The 23408-nt window shown below is 54.5% G+C and carries 21 protein-coding genes and 4 pseudogenes; 13 read left to right on the plus strand and 12 right to left on the minus strand.

Annotated elements, in window-relative coordinates:
* Nucleotides 1-114 precede the first annotated feature (114 nt).
* The 3 genes and pseudogenes from TRICHSKD4_RS02690 to TRICHSKD4_RS32160 all read left to right on the plus strand — a co-directional run bounded on the left by TRICHSKD4_RS02690 (nucleotide 115) and on the right by TRICHSKD4_RS32160 (nucleotide 1881).
* A pseudogene (locus TRICHSKD4_RS02690) lies at nucleotides 115-1281 on the plus strand (IS3 family transposase).
* Between the two features lie 47 nt (nucleotides 1282-1328).
* Complete coding sequence (locus tag TRICHSKD4_RS32155) at nucleotides 1329-1598, plus strand: winged helix-turn-helix domain-containing protein (RefSeq protein WP_009465864.1); 270 nt, start codon at nucleotides 1329-1331, stop codon at nucleotides 1596-1598.
* 61 nt (nucleotides 1599-1659) lie between these two features.
* The gene (locus TRICHSKD4_RS32160; RefSeq protein WP_009465865.1) at nucleotides 1660-1881 is read left to right on the plus strand and encodes a transposase; all 222 of its coding nucleotides are present in this window, start codon (nucleotides 1660-1662) and stop codon (nucleotides 1879-1881) included.
* Between the two features lie 58 nt (nucleotides 1882-1939).
* On the opposite strand, the gene TRICHSKD4_RS02705 is transcribed toward TRICHSKD4_RS32160, so the two are convergent.
* The 4 genes from TRICHSKD4_RS02705 to TRICHSKD4_RS02720 all read right to left on the minus strand — a co-directional run bounded on the left by TRICHSKD4_RS02705 (nucleotide 1940) and on the right by TRICHSKD4_RS02720 (nucleotide 6832).
* On the minus strand, nucleotides 1940-2377 hold the full coding sequence (locus TRICHSKD4_RS02705; protein WP_009465866.1) for a hypothetical protein: 438 nt from the start codon (nucleotides 2375-2377) through the stop codon (nucleotides 1940-1942).
* Nucleotides 2374-2943 (minus strand): recombinase family protein, encoded by a 570-nt coding sequence (locus TRICHSKD4_RS02710; protein WP_009465867.1) that lies wholly within the window; start codon nucleotides 2941-2943, stop codon nucleotides 2374-2376. Before TRICHSKD4_RS02710 ends, TRICHSKD4_RS02705 begins: the two co-directional genes overlap by 4 nt.
* A gap of 118 nt (nucleotides 2944-3061) precedes the next feature.
* Nucleotides 3062-3928 (minus strand): lipopolysaccharide assembly protein LapB, encoded by an 867-nt coding sequence (locus TRICHSKD4_RS02715; protein ID WP_009465868.1) that lies wholly within the window; start codon nucleotides 3926-3928, stop codon nucleotides 3062-3064.
* A gap of 12 nt (nucleotides 3929-3940) precedes the next feature.
* Nucleotides 3941-6832 (minus strand): Tn3 family transposase, encoded by a 2892-nt coding sequence (locus TRICHSKD4_RS02720; protein WP_009465869.1) that lies wholly within the window; start codon nucleotides 6830-6832, stop codon nucleotides 3941-3943.
* Between TRICHSKD4_RS02720 and TRICHSKD4_RS31530 the strand changes: the two genes are divergently transcribed.
* Nucleotides 6832-7269: a transposase gene (locus TRICHSKD4_RS31530; protein WP_247642772.1), complete on the plus strand. Its 438-nt coding sequence runs from the start codon at nucleotides 6832-6834 to the stop codon at nucleotides 7267-7269. The genes TRICHSKD4_RS02720 and TRICHSKD4_RS31530 overlap by 1 nt on opposite strands.
* On the opposite strand, the pseudogene TRICHSKD4_RS02725 reads toward TRICHSKD4_RS31530, so the two are convergent.
* A pseudogene (locus TRICHSKD4_RS02725) lies at nucleotides 7261-7974 on the minus strand (transposase); the annotation flags it as partial. The gene TRICHSKD4_RS31530 and the pseudogene TRICHSKD4_RS02725 sit on opposite strands and share 9 nt — an antisense overlap.
* 138 nt (nucleotides 7975-8112) lie before the next feature.
* Between TRICHSKD4_RS02725 and TRICHSKD4_RS02730 the strand changes: the two are divergent.
* Nucleotides 8113-8405: pseudogene (locus tag TRICHSKD4_RS02730) on the plus strand (transposase); the annotation flags it as partial.
* A gap of 55 nt (nucleotides 8406-8460) precedes the next feature.
* On the opposite strand, the gene TRICHSKD4_RS02735 reads toward TRICHSKD4_RS02730, so the two are convergent.
* Nucleotides 8461-10353 carry a nucleoside-diphosphate sugar epimerase/dehydratase gene (locus tag TRICHSKD4_RS02735; protein ID WP_009465872.1) on the minus strand — a complete coding sequence of 631 codons (1893 nt, stop codon included), beginning with the start codon at nucleotides 10351-10353 and terminating at the stop codon, nucleotides 8461-8463.
* A gap of 201 nt (nucleotides 10354-10554) precedes the next feature.
* On the opposite strand from TRICHSKD4_RS02735, the gene TRICHSKD4_RS02740 reads away from it, so the two are divergent.
* The 5 genes from TRICHSKD4_RS02740 (at nucleotide 10555) to TRICHSKD4_RS02760 (ending at nucleotide 16305) form a co-directional block, all read left to right on the plus strand.
* Nucleotides 10555-11577 carry a GSU2403 family nucleotidyltransferase fold protein gene (locus tag TRICHSKD4_RS02740; protein WP_009465873.1) on the plus strand — a complete coding sequence of 341 codons (1023 nt, stop codon included), beginning with the start codon at nucleotides 10555-10557 and terminating at the stop codon, nucleotides 11575-11577.
* A 320-nt stretch (nucleotides 11578-11897) separates the two neighbouring features.
* Nucleotides 11898-13103: a plasmid partitioning protein RepA gene (gene repA, locus TRICHSKD4_RS02745; RefSeq protein WP_009465874.1), complete on the plus strand. Its 1206-nt coding sequence runs from the start codon at nucleotides 11898-11900 to the stop codon at nucleotides 13101-13103.
* A gap of 97 nt (nucleotides 13104-13200) precedes the next feature.
* Nucleotides 13201-14286 carry a plasmid partitioning protein RepB gene (gene repB / locus TRICHSKD4_RS02750; RefSeq protein WP_009465875.1) on the plus strand — a complete coding sequence of 362 codons (1086 nt, stop codon included), beginning with the start codon at nucleotides 13201-13203 and terminating at the stop codon, nucleotides 14284-14286.
* A gap of 210 nt (nucleotides 14287-14496) precedes the next feature.
* Complete coding sequence (gene repC / locus TRICHSKD4_RS02755) at nucleotides 14497-15774, plus strand: plasmid replication protein RepC (RefSeq protein WP_009465877.1); 1278 nt, start codon at nucleotides 14497-14499, stop codon at nucleotides 15772-15774.
* 105 nt (nucleotides 15775-15879) lie between these two features.
* The gene (locus tag TRICHSKD4_RS02760; protein WP_139051940.1) at nucleotides 15880-16305 is read left to right on the plus strand and encodes a hypothetical protein; all 426 of its coding nucleotides are present in this window, start codon (nucleotides 15880-15882) and stop codon (nucleotides 16303-16305) included.
* Between the two features lie 4 nt (nucleotides 16306-16309).
* Here TRICHSKD4_RS02760 and TRICHSKD4_RS02765 read toward each other — a convergent pair whose 3' ends face one another.
* On the minus strand, nucleotides 16310-16600 hold the full coding sequence (locus TRICHSKD4_RS02765) for a hypothetical protein (RefSeq protein ID WP_139051941.1): 291 nt from the start codon (nucleotides 16598-16600) through the stop codon (nucleotides 16310-16312).
* A gap of 247 nt (nucleotides 16601-16847) precedes the next feature.
* Here TRICHSKD4_RS02765 and TRICHSKD4_RS02770 point away from each other — a divergent pair, with 247 nt between their 5' ends.
* Nucleotides 16848-17324 (plus strand): nucleotidyltransferase family protein, encoded by a 477-nt coding sequence (locus TRICHSKD4_RS02770; RefSeq protein ID WP_009465881.1) that lies wholly within the window; start codon nucleotides 16848-16850, stop codon nucleotides 17322-17324.
* 3 nt (nucleotides 17325-17327) lie between these two features.
* Entirely contained in the window at nucleotides 17328-17699 is a 372-nt protein-coding gene (locus tag TRICHSKD4_RS02775; RefSeq protein ID WP_009465882.1) for a DUF86 domain-containing protein, read from the plus strand.
* A gap of 64 nt (nucleotides 17700-17763) precedes the next feature.
* On the opposite strand, the gene TRICHSKD4_RS02780 is transcribed toward TRICHSKD4_RS02775, so the two are convergent.
* The 3 genes from TRICHSKD4_RS02780 to TRICHSKD4_RS02790 are packed head-to-tail and all read right to left on the minus strand — an operon-like array spanning nucleotide 17764 to nucleotide 19475.
* Complete coding sequence (locus TRICHSKD4_RS02780) at nucleotides 17764-18144, minus strand: VOC family protein (protein WP_009465883.1); 381 nt, start codon at nucleotides 18142-18144, stop codon at nucleotides 17764-17766.
* Nucleotide 18145: 1 nt separating this feature from the next.
* Nucleotides 18146-19159, minus strand: coding sequence for a zinc-binding alcohol dehydrogenase family protein (locus TRICHSKD4_RS02785; protein ID WP_009465884.1), 1014 nt, complete (start codon nucleotides 19157-19159; stop codon nucleotides 18146-18148).
* Nucleotides 19160-19184: 25 nt separating this feature from the next.
* Nucleotides 19185-19475 (minus strand): putative quinol monooxygenase, encoded by a 291-nt coding sequence (locus tag TRICHSKD4_RS02790; RefSeq protein ID WP_009465885.1) that lies wholly within the window; start codon nucleotides 19473-19475, stop codon nucleotides 19185-19187.
* A 102-nt stretch (nucleotides 19476-19577) separates the two neighbouring features.
* On the opposite strand from TRICHSKD4_RS02790, the pseudogene TRICHSKD4_RS02795 reads away from it, so the two are divergent.
* Nucleotides 19578-20468 (plus strand): annotated as a pseudogene (locus TRICHSKD4_RS02795) (LysR family transcriptional regulator).
* 130 nt (nucleotides 20469-20598) lie between these two features.
* Here TRICHSKD4_RS02795 and TRICHSKD4_RS28870 read toward each other — a convergent pair.
* Together TRICHSKD4_RS28870 and TRICHSKD4_RS02805 are read right to left on the minus strand one after the other, a co-directional pair.
* On the minus strand, nucleotides 20599-21801 hold the full coding sequence (locus tag TRICHSKD4_RS28870) for a hybrid nucleoside-diphosphate sugar epimerase/sugar transferase (RefSeq protein WP_208992981.1): 1203 nt from the start codon (nucleotides 21799-21801) through the stop codon (nucleotides 20599-20601).
* Between the two features lie 88 nt (nucleotides 21802-21889).
* Nucleotides 21890-22213, minus strand: coding sequence for a hypothetical protein (locus TRICHSKD4_RS02805; RefSeq protein WP_009465889.1), 324 nt, complete (start codon nucleotides 22211-22213; stop codon nucleotides 21890-21892).
* Between the last annotated feature and the right edge of the window lie 1195 nt (nucleotides 22214-23408).

Here is a 23408-nt window from a genome sequence, read left to right on the forward strand (position 1 = left end):
ACCGGTATCGTTTCAAGAATGTTAGGTGGGCTGACGGGGCGTGTCGACAGTGACCCAGCCCCCTGAATTCCAGCCATCTTGGTGTTAGTGATTCATCTGAGGAAAGGATGGACCATGAAACGCAGATTCAGCGACGAACAGATCATCGGGATGATCAAGGAGTACGAGGCCGGGGTAAAGGCTTCCGACCTTTGCCGGAAATATGGCATCAGCGACGCAACGTTCTACAAGTACAAAGCCAAATTTGGCGGCATGAACGTGTCCGACGCGAAGAAGCTGCGGTCTCTGGAAGACGAGAATGCCCGGCTGAAGCGGATGTTGGCGGAGGCGATGCTCGACAATGCCGCACTCAAAGATCTAGCGACAAAAAACTACTGACGCCTGACGTGAAGCGCTGTGCTGTGCGGGACGTAATGGACCGGCATGGCCTGAGCGAGCGTCGGGCATGCCGTCTTGCGGATCTGGACCGCTCAACGTTCCAGTGCCGGAAACAGGATCCGGGTGACGAGGCCTTGCGCATAAGGTTGCGGGAACTGGCGAACGAACGCCGCCGGTTTGGGTATCGCCGCCTTGGCATTCTGCTGGCCAGAGAGGGATTTGAGGTGAACCACAAGAAGCTCTTCCGGATCTATCGGGAAGAAGGGCTTGCGATGCGCAGGAGGCGGTCGCGCAAGCGAGCTCTTGGCACGCGTCGGCCAATTCTGGTTCCTGACAAGGTCAATCGGCGGTGGAGCCTGGACTTCGTCTCCGATGCTTTGTCGGACGGCCTGCGGTTCCGCGTGTTGTGTGTAGTTGATGACTGCACCCGAGAGGCTCTGGCGACCATTGTTGACCGGTCACTGTCTGGCGCGCGAACTCGACACCGTGATCAGGCAACGCAGCAAGCCGGAAATGATTGTCTCTGACAATGGAACGGAAATGACCTCCCATGCCGTGTTGGCCTGGTGTCAGGATACCGGCATCAAATGGCACTACATCGCACCAGGAAAACCAATGCAGAACGCCTTTGTGGAAAGCTTCAACGGGCGTCTTCGGGACGAGTGTTTGAATGAAAATCTCTTTTCCAACCTGGCCGAGGCGAAAACCATCATCGAGAACTGGAGGAAGGACTACAACACAACAAGGCCACACACATCTCTGGGTGGGATTGCTCCGGCCGACTACGCAAGACAACTCATCGCAAACCGGCCTGCTTCGCTTGAGCTACGCAATGGCTCCGCTCAGCAGGCCTTGACCACAAACCAAACATCAGAAACAAACGTGAACGGATCCTACGCTTAAACGGTCCGGATCAGGGGCAGGGTCACTCGGCAGCGGCGCGGTTCGACGTGTCGATCAAGTTCGTCAACGACATGGTCAAGCTGAAGCGTGAGACCGGTTCGCTGTCAGCAAAGCGGCAAGGAAATCCCGGCTTTGGCAAACTGACGCCCTATGCCGACTGGATCCGCTCCAAGGTGGAAGAAAAGGGCGAAATCACCTTGGATGAATTGGTGGCGCTGTTGGCAAATGAGAAGCAGATGACCGTCCATCGTTCATCGGTCGGACGCCTGCTTCATCGGCTCGGGCTGACGCACAAAAAAAGATCTGCAAGCGCTTGAACAAAAGCGGGCGGATGTTGCGTGCCTGTGGCATAGCTGGATCACCCGTCGTCAGCCTTTCATGGCGCATATGCTGAAGCGCCTTGCCTTCATCGACGAGACCTGGCTGAAAACTAATATGGCCAAGCGCACCGGCTGGGCCCCGCGTGGCGAGAGGCTTGTCGATCATGCCCCGTTCGGCCACAGGCGCACGCAGACTTTTGTCGCGGCCTTGCGTCATGACAGGCTGGCAGCACCCTGGGTCATCGATGGCACGATGAATCGCGCGACATTCAACACCTAGGCCCAAGAGGCCCGAGCGTGCACATTTGGGCGTCTTGAGGAACAAACAGGGATCATTTTCATTCGCGTGATTTAGCCAACAGCACGCTGATGATGTCGGATGAGAATTTATACTTTCGCCGGTCCGAGAGGCGCTCGGCATTGACCGGATATTTCGGCCGTTTCGGTTCGAGCCCAGTGATGCGGAACCGTTCACCGCGATCATCGAACTCTTTGCCAAAATCTGACGGGTCCAACCCATACTGAGGTGCGAGGATTTCGAACATTTCTCGGTCAGGCTCAAACAACGAACCGTCTTCCATGGGAAGACCGAGACGGATTGTGTAGGAAAGGCCGACGCGAAGATTAACATCGTGGAGATCATCGTCAGCGAAGCACAAGCCGTGCTTTTCCGCAATTTCCCGGCAGGCAGTCCGCATCTCGTCTTGCAGCTTTGCGCAAAGCCCAGGCGTGAGATTCTTCAGTCGCTTCTTTTGAGGCTGAACGTTCCCACTCATGCCGGATCCTTCAAATCTTTCTTTGCCTTGTAGACAGTGCCGCGCGAAATGCCCAACTCACGGGCGATCTCGGTCGGTGACAAGCCTGCCGACAGCTTTTCGCGTATTTCCGCCATGCTGATTCTGGGTGGCCGCCCCCGGTACACACCACGCTGTTTCGCAGCTGCAATTCCTTCGGCCTGGCGTTCGCGGCGCAAGTTGGTTTCGAATTCCGCGAACACGCCCAACATGTCGAAGAAAGCTTTGCCAGCAGCTGTTGACGTGTCCACCGGTTGCTCGGTCGCAGCCAGATGGGCCCCTTTTTCCTTCAAACGAGCAACGATGGTCTGCAAGTCACTCAAAGACCGGGCCAACCGATCGATGCGCGTCACCACAAGGGTTTCGCCGGGGTGGATGAAGTCAAGAATGGTTTTCAGCTCCGGCCGGCCATCAAGATTGGCACCGCTCTTTTGTTCCGCCCTCACCATGCCGCATCCGGCGGCCTTCAGCGCTGTCATCTGCGCATCAAGGTTCTGGTCAGTCGTCGATGTGCGCGCATATCCGATTTTGGATTGAGAAGTGTTCATTTTGAGTGTGCCCGAATCTATTTGTGTTTATTAACACGAAACAGACTCATAATGAACACCTTTCACGTCAGGTTGAGTGTTCATGAGGCTTGGCTCTGTGGGTATACCCATAATGACGTCAAGAGACCTCAACTGAAGATGTGATTTCATCCAGCCATTCAACGGCACCGGGAATTTGTCTCCACGCTGTGCCATTGGCATCAACATAGCTCGATGCCTGGTCCTTGCCACCCAAGGTCACATAGTCGCCGACGGGAACAGTTGGCACGCGACCGGAGAGCATACCTGGAACATGGCGGTTGGTTTCAAAGGCATGCCCGGCGATTTCCTTCGCATTTTCCGCCTCTTCAAAATAGGCGATCAATGCCCGCGTATACTGGATTTCCGGCGAATACTCGTCGGCGCACTGTTCCATGAGCGATTTCAACATGTCCATCTTGCCCATTTCGAGGAGATTCGCCGCCAGGATGTAGCGAATACCTTGGTTATCGCCGGGGTTCAGAATAAGCATTTCCCTATAGTTCTGGATCGCTGCCTCTTTCTCTCCGGCCTCCCAGAGAACTTCTCCAAGTTCTCCGCGGGCTCGCATGTATGGCCGAGTTTCCAGGACACCCCAGAAGTGTCCCTCGTTTTCCTTTAGTCCGCCTTCTCCCAATGCGAGTTCTCCTGCGGCTACAGCACGTTCAATCATCTGCCGCCGTTCGCTGCTGGACAAAGAAGGCCGTTCTGCAAGGGTGAGCCACGCATCGGCGCAAAACACCGATAGTTTCAGTGCCTGCCGGGCCAGAGCAAATCGGCTGCGGCCGTCTGACGTTTCCCAGGAATCATAGACAAGCTCCTGTGCCTGCCAAAGCGTCTCATCGTTGACCGCGCTCTTGTATTCGGCGGAAGACGGCCGGAGAGATCTCGGATCCGGAAACACTGACAGATCCGACGCCGTTCGAACGGTTGAGCGTTGTTTGCGAGGCTTCTTTGACGTTGGCATTTCCGTCTCCGATTAAGCAGCCATGAGTTCAAAGTCGATCCGTTTATCCAGATCGACGTCGAAGCGGCCATAAGGGTTGATGTGGGAATGGATGGTTGGCGACAGGCGACAATCGCCGTCTGCAGAAAGCCGAGCAAACCATGCCGGCTCCGTCAGAACGCTCTGCAACATACGGGTGTTCACATATACCATGGAGGCTTGGAGAAGATGCAGTGCATGGGCGGAAAGCTCCTGATCGGCAATCCGGTTGCTGGCAATCTCACCGCCCTTTCCGAAGAACACAAAGCTGTTGGTGCTGTTCCAGTTCTCAACCACGTTCAGACCGTCATGGATTTCCCTGCGAAAATCTTCTGAACGAAGATAGCGGCATAGGAAGATCGTCTTGATCGCTCGGCCGAGTTCCGCCAAAGCCTTATAGGTCGGGTGCATCACGTCCGAGCGGGCGAAGCGGCGCAAGATCGCTTCAGGATCGGCCGTGCCGGTCTGCATGGCCGCCGCATACTTGACCATTTCATCGTACTGACGCTCGATCTCATCCCAATCGATCGGCTTCGATAAGATCGGTAGGAGATTGGGCAGTTTGCCGCGCATGTCCGCAAAAGGTATTGCCAGTTTCTGGCGCGCGATCGCTTTCAGCCGCGGTGCCAGGTCAAAACCGAGCAAATAACAGAAGGCAAAGCCGACAACACTCTGGCCGTGGCTGTCCACATAATGACGCTGGATTTCCATGTCGGTGCAATGCCGCAAGACACCTTCGATCATTGAGGCAACCTCGGACGAAGAACAACGCTTCAGGCGGGAATAGACACAGGTCGATTCCCGTTCAACATGCCAGTAGATCATCACTCCACGACCGCCATACCGGGCATGCCACTCGCTCATCAGGTTCCGGTCCCAAGCTCCGAACTTGGTGGAATCCGATGCGCAGGCTGTTCCGGCTTCGCCCCAGATCAGAGGATTGCGCACCGCGAGCGTAGCGTTGGCAACCCTGGCACAAGCTGCCCGCAGGGAGGGCCCATCGAGATAGCGGCGGCTGACATGCTTCAGTTCGTCGTAGGATATGTTCGGAACACCGGCTGCAATGCGTTTCAAGCCCGCATTCGTGCCGAGACCATAGAGACACAGCAACAAGCGTCGATCACGAACAGCTTGCGGCAGAGCTTCCCGGCTGGCCGAGGTCTCGAACGCATCGAGAAAGCCGGTCTCAAGGGCCGTTTCCTTCAAAGTGTCGAGAAGGCCCGTCATCGGCCAGCGGCGGTTGATCTCCGATTTCAGGGCCAGCAGCCCCTTCGGTTCCGGCAGTGGCTCGAAGGGTGTGATGCAGATCCTGTTCTTCCCATGCCAGCGCAGCCGGACCTTGTCATTGGACGGCAGGGTCGCGTTTAACTGGAGAAGTTCCTGTTCCAGCTGATCCCGCACCGATCGGACAAAGCTATGGGCATCGCGGGTCAGGTTCAGGCCGGAATAATAGGCATCGCGCTGCTCCGCAAAATCTCCGGGTAGATCCTCATCCGGGTTGCGGTATCGGTCGGACCCGGCAATCCAGATTTCCTTGGCGCGAATGCGCTCCCGCAGTTGGGTCAGGACACAAAGCTCATAAGAGATGACATTCAAGCGGCCACGCTCGTCGATCACGGTTTTCCGCCATTTGGCCGGGATCGATCCTTCCGGCGCGAACGCGACCGGGGCAAACCGGCGACCGTCTTCATTCAGACGACTGACCAGAGACAGTGCCTCAAGGATCGGCCGCCACGTCTCGTTGTTGGACCGGAACTCCAGTACGGACAAGAGTGGCGGCAACATGCGCCGGTAGTGATTGGCATAGGAGCCCCGCATCACCGTCTGGATACGAGTGTCCAACGTTCCCTTCGCCCCGTGCTCCTCAATGATCGCCTTTAGACGTGCAGCTCCGGCGACCGGAAAGATGACATCGGCCACCTTGCCTTCCGGTGTCTCCATCGCTGCTGTTGCGATGTCCACGAGAAGGCGTTCCTTGCCATGCACCTTCTCAATATCGGCTGCAATCCGGTTGACCACCTTTCGACGCGACTTTGTGCCTATCCTGTGAACCAGCTCAATCAGCAAATCCACCAGACCGTCCAGCAACTGAGCTCGGCGCGACATTACATATATGGCCAGCAGGCCAAGCCGTTTCGTCTCGCCGTGCCGGCGCATTTCCGCGGCGGTCTCGCCTTCGACGCGGCGCACCAGTATTTTGATCCAGGACGGATGGATCGAGGCGACGACTTCAAATGGCAAAACCAGAGACTGCACGAATTCCAGCCGGCTGGCTGCATCGAGTACATTGTCCAGCGTGGCGGCACCGACATCCTCCTTCAACCGCAGAAATCCCTGCTGCCCGCGCGGGTCGGACAGGCTCGCCTCCAGTGCAAGGCGTGTTTCCACTGGCATACGACCACAAATCTCATCGAGCAATCGTTCGGAAAATGCGTGCAGCGCGGAGCGCGTCAAACGCTCCATGATTGCTCGGGAGGGGATGAAAACTTTGTTTTGCAGAGCCCATGCGTAGCCCTTTTCTGCAAGCTCGGCCGAATTGGCGCCAACTGATCTGGCAATCTCCGACAGATACTCGCAAAGCGCAGCCTTCTCCCCCTCCCCAGCGCGCCGAAAGCCAAGGAAACGAAGAATTTGCAAACGGTGGCGGCGGGCTATGTCGCCGGCCAGCTTGTAAGAACCTGCAAGCGCCGCCGGTTCTCCGGTCTGATCGCAAACATAGTCGAGGGCATCCTGCGCAATCTCAGCCAATGTGGACGGGAAGTAGCCATTGCAGCGGAAAAACAACAGCTGAGCCGCAACGCCAATCCGCGTCTGATGCCGGTAGCCATGAACAAACTCAAGGTCCGAAAAGGACAGGCTCCACACTGAAATATCTTCGAAGTCCAATGCACAAATCCTCCAGAGAAAGCGCAATTTCTGGCACTTCCATAAAGAGGTCAACAATTCAAGCGACCACCCTTTGTTCCGCAAAACGCCCAAATGTGCACGCTCGGGCCTCTTGGGCCACCTATGTGGAAACCCAGCTCGCACCGACGCTGCAAAATGGCGACGTGGTAATCCTGGATAACCTGTCCAGCCACAAGAGCCCGCGCGCTGCCCAAATTCTGCGCGACCGCGGGGCATGGTTCCTGTTCCTGCCGCCATGTTCACCCGACCTGAACCCTATCGAGATGGCCTTTTCGAAGCTCAATTCGCTGATCTGTAAAGCGGCTGGCAGAACATACGAAGACCTATGGAAAGCCGCCAGTTATGCCTGCAATCTCTTCACCGTTGAAGAATGCTTCAACTTCTTCAAGGTCGCAGAATCTGCGGGTAATCGATAAGCAGACGGAGGTGTTGGCAGTCTTATAAATATCTGCAAGAAAACGCTCTTTTGAGACTTTGCGCCCAATAACCTCCCAGGCATCAGCAATGAAGGCCTCTTGGTCCATGGCAGAGATAAAATGCGGCGAAGGATAGCGATCGAGAAAGGCAAAGAACCAGTCACTGCGCGAACTGCGGTGAAATCGTTCGGCCTCAGGCCAATATAGCGGCAGATAATGGGTCAGGATGCGATGCCACAACTCAGTCTTCGAGCGAGAGACAATGTCGTGGGTCTTGGAAAGTTCCTGAAGATCGTTCGTGCCGCACAGCATGGGGTCGTGGTAGAATTGCTCGTTCCCTATATGCATCATATGCAGGATGACTTGCGCATCCTTTGGATCATTCTTGTCCCAACTGTTGTTCAAAGCCTCCCGGGTGCGGGCCAAAGCAACTGATGACACCAACTTGACTTCGAAACCGGCGTCCCTGAGCCTGTACGCTAGGGCCCTATGGTAATTGCCCGTTGCTTCAAAAACCGCGCGCACAGGACGACCATAATCCGAGAGCGCCGCAATCAATCGGTTAAAGTCGTCGAGTTGGTTCAGCACAGTCAGACGGCGGCGGCGTTTTTTACCCGGAATAACGATTAAAACTTCATGGCGAGCTTTTGCGATGTCGATCGCAACCAAAACAGGCTCTGTTTGTGCAACAGTGGCATCGGTCATAGTCGGTCTTTCTTGCGGTGTGGCTTGTTGCAAAACCACTGTAGGGATCTGACGCCCGGCTATGATCACCTGCTGCGCTATTTGAGGGCTGCGCAGGCAATCATAGCCGCTAAATCAGCACCATTCCGAGAGTGTTATGGCCCTGAGTTTATTGCCGAGAAAGTACGCGACTGGATCGCCGCCGTTGGGGCCAAGACAGCCAACATCGAACCAGGTTCGCCCTGGGAGAACGGGTATTGCGAGAGCTTCAATGCACGGTTCAGAGACGAGCTGTTAAACGGTGAGCTGTTCCACAGCCTACGAGAGGCACAAATCCTTATTGAGAAGTGGCGCATTCACCACAACACCGCCAGGCCGCGCAGCGCCTTGGGATGTCGTCCCCAGCGCCAGAAAGCATCGTTCCGATAGACCAGAGACCGACGGTGCACTAACAATCAATCCGGACCACCCAATGGGGGCACACCAAACTTTGAGGTCTGTTTGAGTTCATTTAAAGGGTGCTGCTTTCAGATCCATGCTATCTTTATGCAGGCTCGGTACAATTTCCCCCAACTTCAAAATGCAAAGGTCATTTGAGCCTAATTTCACGGACTTACCCAAATCTTCGATTTTTTGGCTCATTTTATCTAGAGGTAACAGATTGGCTGTCGCGACGATGACGCCATCAGCGCCGGAGGGCTGGTTGTCTTCATCAGCTTCGAATAGTTCCTCGAACAACTTTTCTCCAGGGCGAAGTCCTGTGAATTTGATCTTGATGTCCTTCTCGGGTCTGAGACCCGCGAGCGAAATGAGAATTTTGGCGAGGTCGACGATCTTGACCGGATCGCCCATATCCAGAACATAAATCCGCCCGCGCTGGTTGGAATTGTCGACGCTGAAGGCTGCTGCCTGTAAGACCAGCTCAGAGGCTTCCGGGATGGTCATGAAGTAGCGGCGCATGTCCTTGTGGGTAATGGTCACCGGACCACCGGCTTCGATCTGCTTACGGAACAGCGGGATCACGGAGCCATTTGACCCCAACACATTGCCGAAGCGCACTGTAATGAAACGTGTATGGGTGCCGGAGACATCAAGGGCTTGACAATAGGCCTCTGCAGCCCGCTTGGTTGCTCCCATGATGCTGGTCGGTTTGACCGCCTTGTCGGTTGAAATCAGGACAAACCCATCGACGCTGTGGGCCGCCGCCGCATCTGCCACGTTGCGCGTGCCGAGCACATTGGTCTGAATGGCTTCCAGTGGGTTTTCTTCCATGAGCGGCACATGCTTGAGCGCTGCTGCGTGGAAGATGATTGAGGGCTTTTCCGTGCTCACAATCTCCATGATCCGGTCGCGATCTCGTACATCCGCGAGGACGGGTCGTTTGGAGAGTGTAGGTGCGGTCAGTCCGAGTTCCTGATCTATATTGTAGAGGGCAAATTCCGAATTCTCGATAAGAACCAGCCGGGAGGGCGCATATTTGAGCACTTGGCGGACAACCTCAGAGCCGATGCTGCCCCCAGCCCCGGTGATAATGATGACGCGTCCGGAAATGAGGTTGTTCATCTTGCTGCGGTCAAGTTTAACCGGTGGACGGCCTAAAAGGTCGTCAATGGTGAGCTCTGAAAAATCCGGTTCAGATAGGTCAAGTGGACGCGGAGTCGCTCGCTTAATTGGTATTCCAAGATCTGCGGCTGCGGAGGTCAGGATTTTGGTGAAATCTGAGGGTGGGCGACTGCTGACCGACAGGATAGCGTCAGGCGCAATGTCTGTCCGTTGAAGACGCTCGACAAGGTTTTTCAGATCGGCAACGTCCCCCAAGATGGGAATGCCGCGAATGCTGTGCCCACCTCTCTTTTTGTCCGTGCAGATCAATCCATGGACCTTGTAGCGACCGGTAGTTTCCAGCTGATAGGTGCGAATGACGTGCTCTGCGTCGCCCACCCGCCCGGCGAGCAGGACATGTTGTATGTCTGTATCGGGCTTCTGAATATTTGCTACACGTTTGAGGCTGCCGTCACGTAGGGCACGGTATGCCAATCTAGGTGCGCCGATCATCACGATCATCATGAACCAGGTGATGAACGGTACAGACCTTGGCAGGCCGTCCAACCGCGAAATCAGAAACAAGCAAATGACAAACACAGAAATGGTTGCTGTGGCGGCAATTACAATCGCGCGTAGATCTGCAAGAGAAGCAAACCGCCAGAGGCCGCGGCCAAGTCCGGAGAGCTTGAATACTATCAGCGAGATAATGACAAAGAGACCTACCCACCCCATGTATTTTTCGGTCGGTGGGAGATTGTTAAAACCATAGCGAGCAGCGATGGCCAGCGCGAGAGCAAGCCCCGACATTAATGCATCATGCAGAACAGCAATGAGACGTTTGTTCAAAAGGGTCATAGAGTTTAGCTGAAAAACTGGAAACTTCTTACGTTTTGCGCCTAGCACCATAGCTGACGAAATGCAATTTGTCTTCGTTAGCAACGTGAAGTGTGTACACGTGTGGTTTTGCGTTATATGCTGACTACCCCACGAAACGCTTTTTGTGGGGTAGTTTGTATGTTAATTTTACCCCACGATAAAATCCATGTGGGGTAAGGCATGCCCATCGAGTATCACAGCGCGATTGGAACAGCGGCCTGGACGGACCTGCGGCGTTTGCTAATTGATGGTTCGGTTTCTGGCTTGCGCGGAACACCAAGGCAGAAGACGGTTGGGGCCAAGACCTACTGGTATGACCACTTTCGCGTCGGAAATCGGACGATTGATCGCTATATTGGTGAGGATGCGCCAGAGCTTCGGGGCCGTCTGGAGCGTCAGGCGGAGATTGCCAAGGCGGCGAAGCAGGCCGAGCGCGAACGGGCGCGGCTGATGCGGGTGCTCCGGGCCGAGGGCTATCTCTTTGCCGATGTCGGCTCAGGTCAGGTGGTTGCAGCCATGGCCAAAGCCGGTGTGTTCCGCCTTGGTGGCACGATTGTCGGTACGCATGCTTTCCGCTGTTATGAAGGCGAACTTGGCGTCCGGATCAGCTTTGATCAATCGGCCGCGACGGATGACATCGATATTGCCAGTTTCGAGCGCCTGTCCCTTGCGCTCGCCGATACGGTCGAGCCGCCACTTGCGGAAACATTTTCAGAGCTTCAATTCGACCCCCTCCCCGCACTGGAAAGCGGCAAAACCTGGCGATGGCGGCACACGAACCGGCAAACCCTCGTGGAGTTCCTGACCCCCTCCTTTGAGGAGGACGAGGCAATCCGCGATCTGCCGTCCCTCGGGGTCAACGCACAAAGTCTGCATTTTCTCAATTATCTCATCGCGGAGCCGATCCGCGTGCCGTTTCTTTATCGCTCCGGTGTGTTGGTTCAAATTCCCCGGCCAGAACGCTATGCCATACACAAGCTCATTATTGCTGACCGCCGTCAGGGCGGGCCGGATGCGATCAAGGCGCACAAAGACCGCGCGCAGGCGGCCTTTCTGATTAAGGCGTTGACCGAAACCCGCCCCGAGGACCTTGCCGAGGCCTATCAGGTCGCACTGGAAGCGGGACCTGCCTGGCGCCAGCGGATAGCCGCGAGTCTGATACACCTGCCGGAAACGGCCAATCTGCTAGAAGAAATTCTTTGAAATCCTTTCGCGTCGTTTTCACGCAATGGGGTTGATCAGAGACGTTAACCTTTCATTTACCTTAAATTCCTTGACGCGACTCACATTTTCATTCGTAATTTACGCTAAATAGGCGCGTTGGGGCTGGTTTGCCGTAACTCGACTTTCCCACCGTTGTTTTCGGTCCGGCCCGTTGATCAGAATTGCTGCAGATTGCGAATCTGGTCATTGTGCGCGCCAATTGTATTTTTGATGGGCAAAAGATGGGGCTTCCCATTCCCGCGTCCGTCGCAAGGCAGAAGCCGTAATGAACAGATTTGGCTCAAGGAATGACACAAAGAATGGCCGCTGACGAACAGATTGCCCGGGACGCAGCACAGCTGTCTGAACAGCTGAGCGAACTGCGTACCCGCCTGTTCCCCCCGGCAAATATGAAGACCATGCGGTCTTTTACCTCTGGCGAAGCGGCAAAGCTGATTGGTGTGTCCGATGGGTATTTGCGCCAGCTGGCCCTGTCTGGTGACGGCCCCTCCCCTGCCACGGATGAGCGCGGGCGGCGCAGTTACACCCTGTCCGATATCAATGCCCTTCGGGTTCATTTGGCCTCTCAACACGAACCGGGCAGCGCCAAGGCGCGGGCCTATGTTCGCCACAGGGATCCGGAGCGCAGCGAACATTGCCAGATCTTGGCTGTGACGAACTTCAAGGGCGGATCGGGCAAGACGACCACCTCAACTCATCTGGCACAGTATCTGGCGATCCGTGGCTACCGCGTGCTGGCCGTTGATCTCGATCCGCAGGCCTCCATGTCGTCGCTTTTTGGCTATCAGCCCGAGCTGGACCTGACCGGCAATGACACGATTTATGGCGCCATTCGCTATGATGATGAACGTGTCACCTTGTCGGACGTTATCCGCAAAACCTATGTTGATGGCCTTGATCTGGTGCCCGGAAATCTGGAGCTCCAGGAGTTTGAACACACCACACCGCAATATCTGGCGAGCCGACCAGCTGGATCGGACCCGAGCGAATTGTTTTTCGCCCGGGTTCAGGCGGCGCTGCGATCTGTTGAAGACAATTATGATGTTGTCGTTCTCGATTGTCCGCCGCAGCTTGGCTATCTGACGCTCGGGGCGCTGTGCGCGGCAACGTCCGTGATCGTGACGGTCCACCCGCAGATGCTGGATGTGGCCTCCATGAGCCAATTCCTGTTCATGACCTCTGATTTGTTGTCAGTTGTGCGCGAAGCGGGCGGTACGCTGAACTTCGACTTTCTGCGCTATCTCGTCACCCGGTTTGAACCACAAGACGGACCCCAAACCCAGATTGCAGGCTTTTTGCGCGCCCAATTTGGCGAGCGGGTTTTGACAGCGCCGATGGTGAAATCGACCGCAATTTCTGATGCTGGCCTCACCAAACAGACGCTCTATGAAGTGGGCCGGGAAAACTTCACCCGGGCGACCTATGACCGGGCGATGGAAGCGCTGACAACTGTCAACGCGGAAATCGAGACCCTGATGCTCGAAGCTTGGGGGCGTAAAAAATGACGCTGTTAATCTTATCAGGAAAGTTATGCACACCCCCCTCCCTTGCCCGTATACTGGAGCGGTTTGACCGGACCGGACATGTTTGGGGGATGTTGGCATGACAAAACGCAAGGATCGTTTGAAGGCGTTGTTTACGGGAACGGAGGCACCGGACCTGCCGAAGGATTTGGAAACGAAATCCGCCAAGGCACCGGGCAAGCCACAAGCGGCGGCCTATGAGAAAAGGTCCAGCCCTAAAACCGGCCCCTCCCCGGCTCCAGCTGATGCCGGCCGATCCCGCTCCGCCTCCGGTGCGGTGAAAGCCATGGGGTTGTCACTCGGGCAAATGGCGGAGGAGCTGCAAGAGCAAACCGGCGAGCGGATTGTCGAACTGGAGCCGAACCACATCGAGCCCTCCCCGGTTGCCGACCGCATCACGCTGGAAGCAAATCTGGATGACGGGTTTGCGGAGCTGGTGGAAAGCCTGAAGACGCGCGGCCAGCAAGTGCCGGTGATGGTGCGCCGCCATGCGGACCCAACCAAGGCGGCCGAGGGATGGTATCAGGCCGCCTATGGTCACCGGCGGATCCGAGCGGCCCGCGAACTCGGGCTTAAGGTTCGCGCCATTGTGCGGGATTTGTCCGACGACGCGTTGATCCTGGCGCAGGGCAAAGAAAACTCTGAACGGCGGGATCTTTCCTTCATAGAGCGGGCTTTCTTCGCTCGATCCCTGATTGAGCATGGCATTTCCCGCGCGATGATCCAGGAAGCGCTGTCCATCCATAAAACTGAGATGACCCGTTTGTTGCAGGTGGCTGACAAGGTCCCCTACCCTATTGCACGGGCTATTGGTCCGGCGCCCAAGGCCGGACGGCCGCGTTGGCTGGAGCTGGCCGAGCTGATTGACGGGGAAGCTGCAGAAGTTATCGCTCAGGATGAAATCATGTCGGAGTCGTTTCTGGCCTCAGGTTCCGACACACGGTTCAAGCGTTTGCATGCGCGGTTGCTAAACCGGCGCAGCAAAAAGCCGTCTGGCGATGTGGTGAACAGTCGGGCGGGCGTTCCAATGGCTGAGGTCAAGGGAACAGCTATCCGCCTGGCAAAATCCGTACCGAAAGACTTTACCCAGTTTGTCGCCAACCGGTTGCCGGACCTGCTGGAAGCCTATGAGGCTGAGCGAAAGGCGCCAAAGAAGTCGAGTTGACAGCTGTCAACTTTGAACGGTGCATCCGCACCAGAAATTGAAAACCAAAGGAGAAAGGAGACAGGCAACAAAAAGGCCCCCAAAGCAGATCGCCCCGGAAGCCCTCTTTGTATGTAGCAATCTCAGAGAATCACTTCCGCGAAAAAATGTCAAGACTGCCCGGTCTCAATTGAGGTCAGGGGAATCCTTTCTATTGCCGTTTGAACGGTCATGGAGACAACAAATTCCCTTGGAACGACGCCTTTTGGCGGCGGACGGTTTTCTATTGCCTTGTTCAAGGCGCAGAAATCCTTGAACGACCGGCGCGCAGCGTTGAAAGACGGCAGCAACATCACCGGAAAAGTGGATAAGTGGCAATTTCTGCGCGCCCTGACCGAAGCCAAGGCCGCCTTTGCCTTGACCGATCGTGCCATTGCCGTTCTTGAGGCCTTGATGAGCTTTCACCAAGAAAAGGAATTGGACGGCACAGAAGACATAATCGTCTTTCCGTCGAACCGGGAGCTTAGCTTGAGGGCCCGCGGTATGTCCGAACCAACGCTGCGCCGACACGTGGCGACCCTCATCAAGGCCGGATTTCTACTGCGTAAGGACAGCCCGAACGGCAAGCGCTTTGCGCGCAAGGGGCAGGGCGGTCTGGTGGAAGAGGCTTTTGGCTTCAATCTTGCCCCATCGGCCCTGATGGCCCCGGACGTCTTTGAAGAGGCGGAAAAAGCGCGTCATCTGGCGCTGGAGCTGCGCAAGGCGCGCGGCGAGGTTACCCTGCATTTGCGCGACATTTCCAAAATGATCGAGGCTGCGTACGAGGACGGCATCGCGCAAGACGACTCTGATCAATGGTTTGGCTTTACAAACCGCCTGAAGGATCTTTCTGGACGCGTGTCCCGTCACGCCTCGCTTCAGGAGACCCGTGACAGGTGCCAACGGCTGGTGAGCCTGCGTGTTGAAGTCGAAAGCGCGTTCCTGGCGGGGATGAGGGAAGAGGATCTGGAGACGGGAGAAGAGATTTCTGATCTGCAGCAAAGCCCTGAAATTAGTTCGAAAAATAAAAAAAATAAAGGCAATGCCGCTCAAAATGAGCGCCACATTCAGAATTCAAAAACAGATACCTCATTTGAACCTAACAAAGAAAAAAATGTAGCGGAGGGCAGCAGAGATTTTGACCGAACCGAAACGGAATCCATCCGACTGAGCGAATTGAAGGAAGCCTGTCGGGAGTTTCCAGAATATGCGCTGGACGGTCTGAACTCTTGGGCGGATGCACGGAAGGCAGCGAATCTCGCCCGACCGATGCTCGGCATTTCAAAAAACGCCTGGCATGAAGCGGTGGAAGCCATGGGGCAGGGCGGCGCAATTGTAGTTCTGGCTTATCTGATCGAGCGGGCAGGGGAGATCAAAACTCCCGGCGGCTATCTGCGCAGCTTGACGGACCGCGCAAGCACCGGAAAACTCCGCCTGCGGCCAATGGTGGAGTCTTTGCTCAATCGGTAAGGCGCAGGCTATACCTTTTTATGCTCCAGAACATTGCCTTCCGGATCACGGATGAAGGAGAATTCGGGTTGCCCCAGAGTCCAACGACCCAATCTGAGTTAGATATTGATGATTGGCCTCCAGTCGACGGAGTTGATGTTACAGGGGCATTCTTCGATGTTCTCTTTGTCCTGTTTTGTTTGGCTGATTTCTGCAAGCGTGTTGTTTTCGAACACAAAACAACACCAACGAAGTTTGTATTGCGGCCTCGGAATTCAGATCATTCTCGCAGTGCTCGCGGCTGGTTGGCTTTATATTTCGCCGGACTTCACGGAGACCCAAGCATTCGGGGTTTTGTTCTATTTTGAATTAGGCAGACTGTTGTTTTTGCTTTTTTGCGCTGCGATTTTGGCTGGTCTTATGGGGCTTGTTGTTCTGTTGAAAGGAAGTCGTGTCCAGCACCTCTGTGTTAGTTCTCTGAATTTTGCTGCTGCGACCATTGCCCTCGGAAATACTCTTTATCTTGCTGCAAGGGTGTGGTCCTCCCTTTAGGGGCTCAGGAATGCTCAGTCAGGCAGAAAGTCTTAAAGAGACCGAGGCTCCCGGCCAGAAGTAAGGCAAATAGAACGAGTGCTTCGGTCGGTGTGCGCCCTTTGGATGTCAGATTGAGCCGCCCTGCGATCCAAGCAGTCATACTCGCCGCGCCGGTGGTGAACAGGGGCAAAACCAACACGGCCTGAGTGATCGGGTCTGGTGGAAGCAGAAGCGCGGCCAATAAGGACGCAAGATAAGCACTTACGAAACTGGCGAGCACTCCCGCGCTTGAAAATAGAAGTGTCTTTCGCATGTGAGGACCCGATTTTTAGTTCGCTTTAACGGGGAGTGGACGTTGGCAGCTGTCAACTTTGGCTATTGGGTGATCTACCGCTATCTGAGCAGTACCTTTTCGCTTGTGTCCCCAATCCTCACCATAACAGATTAATTTGCCACAGCTGTATCAGTCCTAAGGCTATTGTACGCAGAGCGTACACCTATCGAAATGGATGCATATTTGTGATATTGTGCACAAATACACATATCGGCGGAGCTTTTCCATGCCCAGTCTTCAACCATCTAAACCCGAACAGCAAACGGCCTATTTATCGGCACGGGTGCCGGTTGCGCTGAAAAATCGCTTTAAGGCGCTGGCGGCAGAACGTGGCGCAAAGGTGCAGGATCTTCTCCAAAAGCTTGTGAATGACTATGTGGCCGGCGAAGGCGCTCAAACACTTTCGGCGACTGACATTATTGCGCGGCTGCGAAGTCAGAAAGAAGAGCTGCAAAAGCAGGGCATTGCCCATCTCTATCTTTTTGGCTCGGTTGCCAGGGGATCGGCAACGGCAAGCAGCGATATTGATCTTTCCTATGTGGCAACGGAAGGAACACAACTGAGCTTGTTTGATATTGGGCGTTTCAAGCAAGTCCTGGAGGAGGTTTTGGAGTGTTCTGGAAAAGTGGACCTTTCACCGCGTTCACAACTGGCAGACCACGTGTGGGAGACGGCGAGTTCAGATGAAATTCAGGTGTTTTAGGGCATGCGCACGGATGGGCATCGCTTGCAGGACATCAAGCTCGCAATAGACGATCTTCGTGTATTTGTTGCGGAACTGGATGAGCCGACCTTTTTGTCAACGCCAAAGTCGGACCGAAAGACGTTTCGGGCAGTCTGCTCATGTCTTCAGGATATAGGCGAAGCGGTGAAAGCGGTTTCGCAAGAGGTTAGGTATCGCCACCCGCACATACCATGGCGCTTGATTGCGGGAATGCGCGATCACATTGTTCACGAATATTTTCGCACAGATCCGGGCATCATTTGGGCAACGCTTAAGAGCGGCGAACTGACTGCACTTTATCGGGTGGTTGTTTTGGAGCTGGAGCGGGAAGGGGATCGGCGCGACAAGAGTTGACAGCTGTCAACAAAGGTCGAGTTGGTTATTGTGTTCGGCATGGCGTACAACTGAATGGTTGGAGCTACTCATCTATCACGAAATCGACATGCAGGTGGTTTCCATCTGGATCAGCGATGTGGAACTGAACCAGTCCGGTTTCCTGAATTTCGATTTTTTGAAATGGAGCGCCATACTCGTTCAGTCTGCGCTCAAATTCTTCCGAACCCTTTGCGGAAAATGCGAAATGTTCCAATTTTAACGCTGCTTCTGAACCGACGCGATCAAGTTGGGTGTTTTCAACCAGATGGATCACCGGCACTTCATCTGTATAAAGCCATGCTCCGCAAAAGGGAAAATTTGGGCGCGGACCGGACGTTAGACCCAAAATGGCTTCGTACCAAGCCACCATTTCGTTCAGCTTGGTGGTGACAACATTGACATGCTCCAGCCGCTTGATGGTCATCTCAAAAACCCTCCAGCACAATCTTGCCTTTGGATCTGCCGCTTTCCAAAAGCGCATGGGCTTTCATCAAATTGGCGGCATTGATGCTGCCAAAGGTCTCGGCAACAGTCGACCTGATGGCACCAACATCAATCAAATTCGCGACTTCGTTCAAAATCGCGCCCTGGCGCGCAATGTCTGCGGTGTTGAACATTGCTCGTGTGAACATGAACTCCCAATGGATCGAGATTGCCTTTTGCTTGAAGGGCATAATGTTGAACGTCTCCGGGTCGTCGATCAGCCCAAAGCGGCCTTGCGGGGTCATGAAGTGTGCAACTTGCTCACAATAGTGGTGCGAGTGTGTTGTGGAGTATACAAAATCCACGCTGCCAATGCCGAGCTCGTCGATCTGCGGTCCTAGCGGATTGGCGTGGTTGATCACGTGATGCGCACCCAGGTCCTTTGCCCAGGATCGGGTTTCTGGACGAGAGGCTGTTGCAATAACTGTCACATCGGAAAGCGCGCGCGCAAGTTGGATCACCATAGAACCAACTCCCCCTGCACCTCCAATGATCAGAAGTGTATTGTTCCCGCCGGCAACGGCATCCGTGATGTTCAGCCGATCAAACAGCATTTCATAGGCCGTTAGCGTTGTAAGCGGTAGGGCTGCTGCTGCCGACGACGACAAAGTCTTGGGGGCCTGTCCAACGATGCGTTCATCCACGAGGTGGAACTCTGCATTCGTACCTGAACGGCCCACATCACCGGCATACCAGACCTTGTCTCCAACCGCGAACCCACTGGCAGCTTCACCAACGGTAACGACTTCACCTGCCGCGTCCCATCCCAAAATTGCTGGTGTGCTGTTTTGGGGTGCGCGCCGCTGCCGGATTTTTGTGTCCACCGGATTGACTGAAATGGCAGCAATCTTCACCAGCAGATCATGACCCGACGGGACAGGCTTTTCAGCCTCAAAGTCGATTAATGCGTCGGCTCGATTGATCGGTCCGGTCTGAAGATACCCAACAGCTTTCATGGCGCGCTCCTTTTGGTTCAGGCAATTAGCCGATGATCGTCATCTCATTCAGTGTGAATTCATCAACCGCGCCCTCGGTCGCAGCCATGTAGGCGGCAAGATGCGGTGCGCCCATATGCGCCTGCCAAAGCTCTCTGCTTTCCCAGTTTTCGTAGAACATGAAATGAGCGGGATTTTCGTTGTCTTGATGAAGGTCGTAGTTGATGCAGCCTTCTTCAGCACGCGTGATGTCGATGAGCTTCAAGAGCTCGGCTTTCACCAGTTCGATTTTCTCCGGGTTCGCTTTGATGTTGGCAACAATGGTCAGTTTTGTCATGGTGTTGGTCCTCTATGTTTGATGACGTAACCCTAACCTAATGACCTTACATGGCCGGATAAACGGCTTTGATGCGGAAATATAATCCGATATACTCGGATAATGTTACTCAACAATCTTCGACTTTTCTTGGTCATTGCCGAAAAGGGCAGTCTCGTCGCGGCTGCTCGTGAAACAGGGCTGTCGACGACGACTGTGTCTGAGCGTCTGGCGTCCCTAGAAAGCCATTACGGCGTTGTCCTGTTCAATCGAACCACTCGATCTATCAGTTTGACTGAGGAAGGGCGTGTGCTGCTGGAGGGCGCGAAGACGGTGCTGAGCGAGGTCTCGGATCTTGACGCTCGGATACGGCATGGGGCTGAAACACTCTCAGGCCCAATTCGCATGTCAGCGCCTATTGATCTGGGGCGCGGCCTTATCTCTGAAGTCATATCATCCTTCACTTTGAAGAACCCGGCTGTTTCAATCGAACTCTCGCTATCGGACGGGTATGTCGATCTTGTGGGGCAGGGGTTCGACCTCGCGGTTCGTTTCGGTAATGTCACAGACACGTCGTTGCGGGTACGCAGCCTTGGACATTTCCAGCGCCGTGTGTGTGCTGCAACAGCTTATCTGGAACAGCATGGCGTGCCTCAAACACCCGAGGACCTTGCAAACCACAACTGTCTGGTCATGCGCTTTGGCGGAACTTTGGACAACATTTGGGAGTTTGGCTCGGGTCCAAAACGGGTCCGGGTCACTGTGCGTGGGAGCCATGTGGTTAATGACGGCTAGCTTATTCGCAAATGGGCTTTGTCTGGACGCGGAATTGTCCTGAAATCGGAGCTGGATATCTCCGAGGACATACAGTCTGGGACTTTGGTTTCGGTACTTGAACAGCATTTGCCTCCGCCGACCCCATTGCAAATGATGTTTCCGCCGGGCCGTGCCCAACCGCGCCGCGTTGCAGCTTTGGCTGAACAGATCGTGCGCGCCATGCCCAAGCCGGACTAAGGTTTGGAGGGCGGAATGAGCTTTGCTCAATCAAAGGCGATAGTGGAGGGCAGGGCGCCCTCAACGAGGCTGATTGGTGCAATCTGAAATGCGCCATCTATTCGACGGCCTAAAGCTTGAGCGGAAAAGCCTATTTCGCCACGCGGTCCCCGCGGCCTTTGCCTGTGAACGTGGCAATAATAATTTTCAGCTCCAGAAGCAGGCCGCGGCGGGCGATGTATTCCGCGTCTTTTTTGGAAAGGCGCACGGGATCGCTCATGTCTATGTCCTTGATTTGTGCCAGGCCGGTGATGCCGGGAAGGACGGTCAGCACACCGCGCTTCGTGCGCTCGTGGACCAGCTCCGTTTGAACCGGCAGGCAGGGGCGGGGGCCAACAAGCGAAAGTTCACCTTTGAGGATGTTCCAAACCTGCGGCAGTTCGTCGATCTTGGTCTTGCGAATAAAGTTTCCAATTGGCGTGACAGAGCTTTGTGAGACCTCATGGGTGCCAGCCTGTTTCGTGCCCTTGGCCATGGAGCGGAACTTGTAGCAGACAAAAACCTTGCCTCCCTTGCCAACACGGTCCTGTGCAAAGATGCCCGGCCCCGGCGAGCCGGTTTTCACCAGCACCCAGATGATCGCCAGCAGCCACCAGAACAAGAGAATGACTGATAATGCGAAGCCATAATCGATCAAGCCGCGTCCCAGCCGGTAGACTAGGTTTTCTTCCTTCGGATCAGCCGGAAACATGGGCTCGTCGGAAGCCTTGAAAAAATCGGTGCTGACCAGTGTGCCGGCGATCCGTTTGACTGAAACCGTTGGAGCTAAGGCGGACAAAATCGCAAATGCAGGGCGGCGAAGACCCTTGGGAAGCTTCTCCAATACCGCCAGCTTGCCAGCAAAGCGCTCGCCATGAACAGCGGGTAGAAATAGATTGACGATGTTGATGCCGTCGATCGCGCTCAGAACACGGATTGCCTCGCGCTTGCTGCGGGCATAAGGCGTGTCAGGACCATCATCCAGAGCATGAAAACTGGAAACATTGATAAAGGTCGGCACCTTGGCTGCGCGCGCCGCTTCCGCGATGGTCCGCGTCAGCTCCACATTCGCAGCCCGGAATTCATCCTCGCTCGCTTCAGCCGTGTTGTTCAACACCGCCAGATGCATAACTGCATCCACACCTTCAAGCAGCTCCCGCAGCTCCTCATATGACCCGCATCGGGCATTCTCGGCGAGGCTCTTGAGGCGCGCCGGATCCCGGCCAACCAAAACAAGGTCAACCCCGGCAGCCGCCAACATCGGCACCAACTGAGCCCCCAAAAACCCCGAGGCACCTGTCATGAGAAGTTTCAAGCGAAGATCCTTGCGAAAAGCAGATTTGCAACGCTGCTTGATTAGCCGGTCGGGCAGGGGAGGTCAAAAGGAAGTGTGTTAGCACTCCCTACTTGCTCAAGATCTGTTCGACATCGCAGGCAATAGAGGTTGCCAACATTCGGACAGAACGCCGATTGGATGTTCGGGCCAGTTCGGACGAGAGCAAAGCGCATTTTTCCATAACCGCTTCAAGGGTCAAGGCTTCAGACCTTGCAACAGCTGCCAAGCTCACTTCTTCTTTTTCGATCAATTGGCCGTAAATGGCCTCCGTCACATTTTGGTGTGGGGTGAGGAGGTCTGCTCGAACGCGGTTTAGATCTGAAAGTGCGGCATCGACAATCTCGTATTTGGCGACGGTCTGAACCTGATTTTGAGTTTTCGTTTGGATCATTTGGCAGGTGCCTCGTCTCTTGTGTGATCAGATAACAACGACCTGGCACAGCTTGAGACCTTTGTCCGCGGGGTAAACGATCGTTTGGTAAACAAGTGACGATCGAGAACAGCCATGGGTGATAGTAAGGCACTGCATATGATGCTCATATCGTTTTGCGCGCGCTGAATTGGGTGACTCACTAGCTTATAGCTGGGGGCTGGGACTTCTCACCCGTATGAATCAAGTCAGCAGCAAATCGGCGTAACTCTTTTCAAGTTGTGTTACTGCATTTCATCAAGTGGAATTGTCGATTCACGACATCACATTATCGATTCAGCGCGGAACGCCGTTACCATTTTTCGGCAAAAATCTGCCTTTCGAGATCTACCACGCGGTTGCCGTGGGCAAGGTCTCTGGGGGCTAATTTTCGGACCTTTGAATCGTGAATTTGCAGTTTTGAATCAGAAAAATATCAGATTGAATCGCGAATTCACTGAAGTGAATCAAAATAACACAAATTAAAATAGTTTATCTGCAGTCGCGGGCGTATTGCATTGGGTTGGGTGCGCTTGAATTAAACCGCTGGCGGATCTGTAAAGCGTTGGATCAAGCTGCATCATGAGGTTCGCATAGAGCACTGCTAAAACAGAGTTTTCGAGAATTGAGGTCCGCGTTTTAGGGCAAGTATGAGGAAAATGGGTGCTTTGAAAGAAACGATTCAAAGCATGAGATTTCCGTTACTTTTGTAGGAAGTAATGGGGGGAGAACAAATTTCTGCCGACCGCTTGCTCTCGTAGATTTCTTCACTTCAAGGTCTCTGGCTGAAAAGCACTCGGTTCTGCGAAAAATATGCAGATAGCTCGCATTTCTTTTATCCGAAGCTGGGTGTTGGTCATTGGCGATATCCAACAGATTGCTCTCTGAGTGCGTTTTACGTTTCCAAAAAGTGCGAACCAGCAGAAAATAAATTCCATAAGATAGATTCTGCGATTTATGTGTGTAGGCGCCATGCCTAAATGTCTCACTTTTTGCAATTCAAAAATGTCACACTTCCCGTCTTTGAGCGATGTTTTAACTGGGCGTTTAGAGGGTTGGCATGGGTTGGGTCATGATGAGTACGCGGGAGTTAAACCGGATCGAAGTTCTGTCTCAGATTCACGATGGTGTTTTGGATCTGTCGACAGCTGCATCTGTGTTGAGCTGTTCGAAGCGG

Source organism: Roseibium sp. TrichSKD4 (assembly GCF_000148725.1).
Classification (GTDB): Bacteria; Pseudomonadota; Alphaproteobacteria; order Rhizobiales; family Stappiaceae; genus Roseibium.

Excerpts from the sequence above, each read along its gene's own strand:
- TRICHSKD4_RS32160 (WP_009465865.1), top strand. The coding sequence starts at position 1,660 with ATGGCGCATATGCTGAAGCGCCTTGCCTTCATCGACGAGACCTGGCTG.
- TRICHSKD4_RS02705 (WP_009465866.1), bottom strand. The coding sequence starts at position 2,377 with ATGAGTGGGAACGTTCAGCCTCAAAAGAAGCGACTGAAGAATCTCACG.
- TRICHSKD4_RS02710 (WP_009465867.1), bottom strand. The coding sequence starts at position 2,943 with ATGAACACTTCTCAATCCAAAATCGGATATGCGCGCACATCGACGACT.
- TRICHSKD4_RS02715 (WP_009465868.1), bottom strand. The coding sequence starts at position 3,928 with ATGCCAACGTCAAAGAAGCCTCGCAAACAACGCTCAACCGTTCGAACG.
- TRICHSKD4_RS31530 (WP_247642772.1), top strand. The coding sequence starts at position 6,832 with ATGCACAAATCCTCCAGAGAAAGCGCAATTTCTGGCACTTCCATAAAG.
- TRICHSKD4_RS02735 (WP_009465872.1), bottom strand. The coding sequence starts at position 10,353 with ATGACCCTTTTGAACAAACGTCTCATTGCTGTTCTGCATGATGCATTA.
- TRICHSKD4_RS02740 (WP_009465873.1), top strand. The coding sequence starts at position 10,555 with ATGCCCATCGAGTATCACAGCGCGATTGGAACAGCGGCCTGGACGGAC.
- repA (WP_009465874.1), top strand. The coding sequence starts at position 11,898 with ATGGCCGCTGACGAACAGATTGCCCGGGACGCAGCACAGCTGTCTGAA.
- repB (WP_009465875.1), top strand. The coding sequence starts at position 13,201 with ATGACAAAACGCAAGGATCGTTTGAAGGCGTTGTTTACGGGAACGGAG.
- repC (WP_009465877.1), top strand. The coding sequence starts at position 14,497 with ATGGAGACAACAAATTCCCTTGGAACGACGCCTTTTGGCGGCGGACGG.
- TRICHSKD4_RS02765 (WP_139051941.1), bottom strand. The coding sequence starts at position 16,600 with ATGCGAAAGACACTTCTATTTTCAAGCGCGGGAGTGCTCGCCAGTTTC.
- TRICHSKD4_RS02770 (WP_009465881.1), top strand. The coding sequence starts at position 16,848 with ATGCCCAGTCTTCAACCATCTAAACCCGAACAGCAAACGGCCTATTTA.
- TRICHSKD4_RS02775 (WP_009465882.1), top strand. The coding sequence starts at position 17,328 with ATGCGCACGGATGGGCATCGCTTGCAGGACATCAAGCTCGCAATAGAC.
- TRICHSKD4_RS02780 (WP_009465883.1), bottom strand. The coding sequence starts at position 18,144 with ATGACCATCAAGCGGCTGGAGCATGTCAATGTTGTCACCACCAAGCTG.
- TRICHSKD4_RS02785 (WP_009465884.1), bottom strand. The coding sequence starts at position 19,159 with ATGAAAGCTGTTGGGTATCTTCAGACCGGACCGATCAATCGAGCCGAC.
- TRICHSKD4_RS02790 (WP_009465885.1), bottom strand. The coding sequence starts at position 19,475 with ATGACAAAACTGACCATTGTTGCCAACATCAAAGCGAACCCGGAGAAA.
- TRICHSKD4_RS02805 (WP_009465889.1), bottom strand. The coding sequence starts at position 22,213 with ATGATCCAAACGAAAACTCAAAATCAGGTTCAGACCGTCGCCAAATAC.